This window comes from Mycobacterium sp. (assembly GCF_035697385.1).
Taxonomy (GTDB): Bacteria; Actinomycetota; Actinomycetes; order Mycobacteriales; family Mycobacteriaceae; genus Mycobacterium.
In genome coordinates, this window is the sequence record NZ_DASSCY010000306.1 from 1 (window position 1) to 3,661 (window position 3,661).

5 protein-coding genes are annotated in these 3,661 nt (G+C 66.1%); 4 read left to right on the forward strand and 1 reads right to left on the reverse strand.

Annotation, left to right across the window (positions count from 1 at the left end; translation table 11 throughout):
- Positions 1 to 200 precede the first annotated feature (200 nt).
- Positions 201 to 494, forward strand: a complete 294-nt coding sequence (locus VFH65_RS25945) for a hypothetical protein (RefSeq protein WP_353325509.1) — start codon at positions 201 to 203, stop codon at positions 492 to 494.
- 106 nt (positions 495 to 600) lie between these two features.
- Here VFH65_RS25945 and VFH65_RS25950 read toward each other — a convergent pair whose 3' ends face one another.
- Positions 601 to 858 (reverse strand): hypothetical protein, encoded by a 258-nt coding sequence (locus VFH65_RS25950; RefSeq protein WP_353325511.1) that lies wholly within the window; start codon positions 856 to 858, stop codon positions 601 to 603.
- Between VFH65_RS25950 and VFH65_RS25955 the strand changes: the two genes are divergently transcribed.
- The 3 genes from VFH65_RS25955 (at position 857) to VFH65_RS25965 (ending at position 3,538) form a co-directional block, all read left to right on the forward strand.
- Positions 857 to 1,450, forward strand: a complete 594-nt coding sequence (locus VFH65_RS25955) for a sensor domain-containing protein (RefSeq protein ID WP_353325513.1) — start codon at positions 857 to 859, stop codon at positions 1,448 to 1,450. The genes VFH65_RS25950 and VFH65_RS25955 overlap by 2 nt on opposite strands.
- A gap of 119 nt (positions 1,451 to 1,569) precedes the next feature.
- Entirely contained in the window at positions 1,570 to 2,412 is an 843-nt protein-coding gene (locus VFH65_RS25960; protein ID WP_353325515.1) for a sensor domain-containing protein, read from the forward strand.
- Between the two features lie 16 nt (positions 2,413 to 2,428).
- Entirely contained in the window at positions 2,429 to 3,538 is a 1,110-nt protein-coding gene (locus VFH65_RS25965; RefSeq protein WP_353325517.1) for a sensor domain-containing protein, read from the forward strand.
- Positions 3,539 to 3,661 lie beyond the last annotated feature (123 nt).

Here is a 3,661-nt window from a genome sequence, read left to right on the forward strand (position 1 = left end):
AGCCTTGCGCCCGGCCAATCCGTCACCGAAGACGTGTTCACGTTGTCGGACGACTATTACGAGCTGAAAGGTGCGACGTTCAAGGTCGCAAGCGTCAGCAAGTACTGACGTCAACGGTCCACCGCACTACATTCACTACCCCCCAACCCATTCCGGCGCTGGACAGACAGTCCGGTCCCAAGATGAAAAGGACAAAAATCATGTCGATGCTCTATTTGGCACAAACCGCTGCCGAATCGCGTCCGGGGTTCGCCCTCGGGTACATCGCCTCCAAGCTCTTGATTATCGGCATCGGCGTATACGGGGTGGTCAAACTTGTCAGCAGTAAGCGGAAGAACAAGTTGCCGCCCCCGCGCCCGAACTACACCGCGCCGGGGCCGTACACCGGCAATTACTGGGCGCAGCCAGGCTGGCCACCCCCGCCTCCGCCGGCTGCCCCACGAACCCCTGCGCCCTGGCCACCACAACCGCATCCGCCGACCCGGCCCCGCTAGGGCCGCAGCCGACACCCCTTCAGGAGTTCGTCATGTACCCCTACACCCCCAGCACTCGCGATGACGGCCGCGGCGCCACTCCTTCGCCGCACTGGCAACAGCACAGCTATCCCCCGGCACTCACCGAGTGGCCAGCTCGGTCGCCGTATCCCGAGTGGTCGACCTGGCCACCGGCGACGCCGCCGCCCCCCAGGCGCCGCGGTGCGCGGTGGGCGGCTGCGACCGTGGGCGTGGTGGTGTTGGCTGCGGTAGCCTCCGCAATCGTGTGGTGGCCAAGCAGCACAGGTGACCGCGAGTCAGGGACCGCATCAGCAACACCATCGCAGACACCTGCGCCACTCGTTGCGGTGCCAGTGACCGCCATGGACGGACTGCTTCTCACCCGCACGGAAGCCGGAAAGATCTTCGGTACCGGGCCTTTGGGCGACCGCGAGCATCGCTCGGATCAGGTCTACACCCAGATGGTCCCGCAGCGGACTGTGGTCGACGATGACTGCAACCTTGGCACCCCCGCACTGTCCAACAACCATGAAGGCAGCGGGTGGCAAGCCGTGCGTCGGCAATACCTCGCCAGGCAGGAATCCGCGGACATCTCAAATGGTCCCGATTCTCTCGTCCAAGCCGTCGTCAACTTCCCCGACGCCACCGCCGCGCAGGAGTTCGTTGAATCCAGCGAGGCGGCATGGCGACGATGCGCCGACCGCAGCATCAACCTGAAGCGCGTTGCCGATACGAACGCAGCCAGTGAGTACTGGACCACCGGCGAAATGTCGGAAACCGCAGGGGGAATTCGGATGTCGTGGACCCGGGAGGGCGCCGATGGCTGGCATTGCCATGATTCCATGACCCCCCACAACAACATCGTCATCGAGCTCGAAGTGTGCGGGCGCAGCTCCTCGCAGCCTCTCGACGACATCACCGCAGAGATCACCGAGAACATCGAGGCCGCGCAGTGACACACAACAGCGACGGGGAAGAAACTCGCCCTTACACCCCGCCGCCGGGCCGGGCGAGCTGGCCGGGACCGCCTACGCCACCCGGCGTGGGTCCGCAGCCCGGGTGGGCACCGCCAACAATGAGCAACTGGGCTCAACCGCCCACGCCCGCCGCACCGGCGCCAGCACGCGGAAAGGCGCTGCGCTGGACGGTGATCGGGCTCGCGGTTGTCGCCGTGATCGCAGCCGCGGTCGCCGTTCGGGTGACCATGCAGAAGGCGCCGGCGCAGGCCACCGGAGGCGCACCCGGCGCCGAGCCGTCCCCCAATGCCAACACCGCTGGCGGAGCGACATCGAGCACTGGCGAAGCGCCAAGCACTTCTCCAAGCCCACCGGCTGCCGCCACGGTGAGTAGTGCGCGCCTCGCGGAGTTTCTGCCAAGCGCCACCACGCTGGCGTCGCTGCTCGTCGTCGAAGACCTGATCCAGGTCGCCGACACCGAGAGCCTTTACACCACAACCACCACCGATCGGCCGGACTGCGGCGGCGCAATCAATGTCGGCCTTCCGACGGCCTACGACGGCTCCGGCTTCACAGCCATCCGCCTGCAGGAGTACCACGACGTTCCAGGAGAGCGTTACGAGTACGGCGTCACCGAAGCGGTCTCGACATTTCCCAGCGACGAGCAGGCGCAGGCTTTCGTCAGCACGGAGGCCGAGCGGTGGGCGAAATGCAAGTACGACCCGGTCACGCTGATCGACCGCGGCACTGAGTTATTCATCAACACCATTCTGACCCCCGACACCAACGCAGGTGTGCTGACCGTATCGACGCTCTCCAAGAAGTACAGCGGACTGGGCTGCCAACGCGCACTCAAGGCGCAGCGCAACATCGTGATCGACGTGCAGATCTGCGGTCCAGGCGGAAGCGCGCAGGCGCCTTCGCTTGTCGCCCAGATCGTTGACCGTATCCCCACCACGTAAGGCAGGCTGACTCTCGATGAGCACACATGACGATGACCGCGATGCCGAGATGACCACCGACTGGCCCGGCAGCCCGCGTGGGGACGACGACGGCGAAGCCACGACGGTGGTGCCGAGAACTCCCCACCACGGCGCGCCACCGCCGATGAGCCCGCCGCCGTCCGCGCCGCCGATGTCACCGCCACCGACGTCACCGCCACAAGCGGCGCCGTGGAACCCCCAATGGCAGAACACGCCCAACGCGGGCCCGCCGCCCGGTGGTGGATGGGGACCGCCGGCGGCGCCCGGCCAGTATCCGCCGGGATATCCGCCCGCAGTGGCACCGAAGCCCCGGCGCGGGCCGCGATGGGGTCTTCTCGGCGTCGGCGCCGTCGTGGTGGTCGTGATCGTCTTCGCTGCAACGATTTTCGTCATGCGGGACAGCGGCTCGTCGGCCCCAGCCCCCGCACCGACATCGACGTCAGCAGCACCTACCTCGACAACCAGTGCGTCGGCGTCCGCGCCGAACACGGCTGCTCCACCGTCGCCGACGCCAAGCCCGGCCGCCGCGGCAGGTATCGACCCTGCGGGCCTGAAGGGCTTGCTGGCTTCGGTGCCCGAGATCAGCGAGCTTGTGGGCAACGTGGCGATGGAACCCAACGCAATTTTCGACGCGCCTTTCAGGGATGTGGTCATAGACCCGGCCACGTGCACCGGCGCGGTGATGCCTGGTGATCACAACGTCTACAACGGCTCGGGCTTCACCGGATTCGCCGGCCAGGTACTCAGCGACGCATCGCAGGACAACAAAGTGATTCAGTCCATCGCGTCGTTCCCCAGCGAGGCCGAGGCGAAGGCGTTTGTCGACAAACAGTTCGCCGATTGGCAGGCATGCAAATACACCGACGTGACCGTCACGATCGCCGGTTCGGTCTCCGACGGCACGGTCGCGGTGAGCGCCATCACCGACGGAACCAACAACGTCTTCATCTTTCCGCCCGGCGGCGGCGCCGGCCGCCAATGCCAGCACGCCATGACGCCCCGTAAGAACGTCGTCGTCGACGTGCGGGTCTGCGCATCAAGTGTGGGCAGCATGGGATGGACCCTGGCACGCGACATCGGCGAGAAGATCACCGGGCAACGATGAGCTTCGACCGCCTGCTCCTCATTGCCGGTACCGCATGCATGCTCGTGGCTTTGGAGTTCGGCGGCCGAGTATTGCCGCGGTCTGGACATGTTGAGCTGGGTCGGCGCGTGTACTGCGACAATT